Annotated in this window: 4 protein-coding genes; 3 read left to right on the top strand and 1 reads right to left on the bottom strand. The window is 63.9% G+C overall.

What is annotated here, in order from left to right; translation table 11 throughout:
* Window positions 1-95: 95 nt before the first annotated feature.
* From ACYQ8L_RS18365 to ACYQ8L_RS18355, 3 genes are all read left to right on the top strand, one after another.
* Complete coding sequence (locus tag ACYQ8L_RS18365) at window positions 96-218, top strand: hypothetical protein (RefSeq protein ID WP_459943271.1); 123 nt, start codon at window positions 96-98, stop codon at window positions 216-218.
* A gap of 165 nt (window positions 219-383) precedes the next feature.
* Entirely contained in the window at window positions 384-623 is a 240-nt protein-coding gene (locus tag ACYQ8L_RS18360) for a type II toxin-antitoxin system Phd/YefM family antitoxin (RefSeq protein WP_459943270.1), read from the top strand.
* Complete coding sequence (locus tag ACYQ8L_RS18355) at window positions 620-997, top strand: type II toxin-antitoxin system VapC family toxin (RefSeq protein ID WP_459943269.1); 378 nt, start codon at window positions 620-622, stop codon at window positions 995-997. The genes ACYQ8L_RS18360 and ACYQ8L_RS18355 overlap by 4 nt, the downstream gene beginning before the upstream one ends.
* Before the next feature lie 253 nt (window positions 998-1250).
* On the opposite strand, the gene ACYQ8L_RS18350 is transcribed toward ACYQ8L_RS18355, so the two are convergent.
* Entirely contained in the window at window positions 1251-1571 is a 321-nt protein-coding gene (locus ACYQ8L_RS18350) for a PIN domain-containing protein (RefSeq protein WP_459943268.1), read from the bottom strand.
* Between the last annotated feature and the right edge of the window lie 493 nt (window positions 1572-2064).

Below are 2064 nucleotides of genomic sequence, written 5' to 3'. Positions count from 1 at the left end.
ACTGTGGTCAAGGAACTGCGAAACCGCCTCCGTCGCGCGGAAGGACGTCCGGATCTTCCCCCGCCGGAGAAGCTGATCCGGGAGGACCGGGACCGATGACCGGCCGGCTGGTGCTCGACGCGTCCGCCGCGGTGCGGGCGGTGCTGAGCTTGGCTGGGGCCGAGGAAGTTCTCGACCTTTTGGAACAGGCGGCAGTGGTGCTGGTGCCGAATCTCTAGGGGGACGGTAACGTTTCCCTGGTTTGCGCCATGCGCGTCAGGTCACAGGCCGCTTGCCGAGGGGTTCTGGCGCCGGGTTTGCGGGGTCACGGCGAGGGGGCGCGGTTCCCTCGGAGCAGCAGGTGTTAGCAGGCATGGCCTGCGGCCACAGATGGAGGAGGCGAGATGATCGTAGGGGCGAAAATGCTGAGGACCCATCCGAGGCGAGTGTTCCATGCGCTGGAGCGGGGGGAGGAAGTCATTGTCACCTATCGCGGCCGGCCCTGGGCAAAACTGGTGCCCCTCAACAGCCGGGATGCCGGGGAAGAAAAGACCCCGGAGTTGTTCGGAATCTGGGCCGACAAGGATGACGTCAAAGACGTGGACAAGTACGTCGAGAGCCTGCGGCGGGGCCGGTGGGGATGATTTTTGATACTGACGTCCTGATCTGGTACATGCGCGGGAACGAGCGCGCGGCCGATCTTATCGCAACGTGCCGGCCCTTGGATCTTTCGGCCGTGACCTACATGGAACTCGTTCAGGGAATGCGGAACAAGAAGGAATTGCAGGCGTTGCGTCATGCCATGCGCCTTTGGGGTTCCCGAATCCTGCCGATTACAGAAGAAATCACGTATCGCGCCATGCACTACGTGGAGGAGCACTTTCTAAGCCACTCCCTTCGCTTGGCCGTCGCGCTCATCGCGGCAACCGCGGTAGAGTTTGGGGTGCCTCTTTGTACAGCGAACACGAAGCACTATCGGGTCGTTCGGGATCTCCAACTCGAGCCATTTTCGCCCTGAACCCCGAATGTGCATGGGCGCCAAACCACCGGCAACTCCAGTCTCACGCCACGCTCGGTTGTCCGCTGTTCCCCGTTGGCTGCCGGCCCCCTCGCAAGCGGCGGCGGTCACCCCGTCCTAACGTCCACGCGTCCTAGCGTCCGCACGGCTGAACGACCCACGACCTACGACCGGCGGCGGTCACCCCGTCCGCACGTCCACGCGTCCCAACGTCCACACGGTCGAACGACCAACGACCTGCGACACATACGACCTACGGTACTTCGTTGCGAGCTTGGCGAGCGTTGCGTGAGTCCCGAAGTTCTCGCCAGGGCGAACCACCGGCAACTTCTTGTCTCACGCCACGATCGCAACGAACGCCACGTACGGTAAAGGCTTTGAGGAAGTCCCCGAGGGTTTCCTGTTCCGTCTCGTTTCGTACCCCTGCGAACAACTCCGCCACCGTGATCACCGAGACGGACAGGTCGCCTTCGGCGGACTCCAGCCACTCCGCCGCGGCTTCCAGCCCCCGCAGGTAGTCCACAAGCACATCTGTATCCACCAGGAAGCCGCGCGGCGGGTGGCCCTCACTCATGGTCCCACTCGCTGCGAGCGGCCCGAAAATCGAACAGATCGTGCCGGTCGCGCCACAGCCCCCGGGCCTGCCGCAACAGTGCTTCTTGGTGTCTCCCCGTTGTTCCTCCAACAACCGGTCCACCCCCAGGCGGATCAGTCACGGGTGCGCCGGGGGCGTTGGGACGTTAGGACATGCGGACGGGTTTCCGTCCGTGGTGTGGACCGCGAATTGCGGCAGACGGAAAGCGGTTCAAGGCTCCCGGCCGATTGGCCGATCCGTGTGGGCGAGACTGGCGGTCGCTGCGGGGTGGGTTGCGCATCCGAAGACGGGGGGCTAGGGTGGGGCGGCGGGTCTCGGGACAAAAACTTTAGAACCTGTCAACGTCCCCTCCCCGTCCCAAAACTTTAGAACCTGTCAACGTCCCCTCCCCGTCCCTCGGGCCCGCCGGCACGCACGGCGAAGGAGCTGCTCAACAAGGTGATCTCGGTCATGCACAAGACCCAAAAACTCC

Source organism: Deferrisoma palaeochoriense (genome assembly GCF_054656955.1).
Note: the sequence above shows the minus strand (reverse complement) of the source record. Positions and strands in the feature narration are given on the sequence as shown.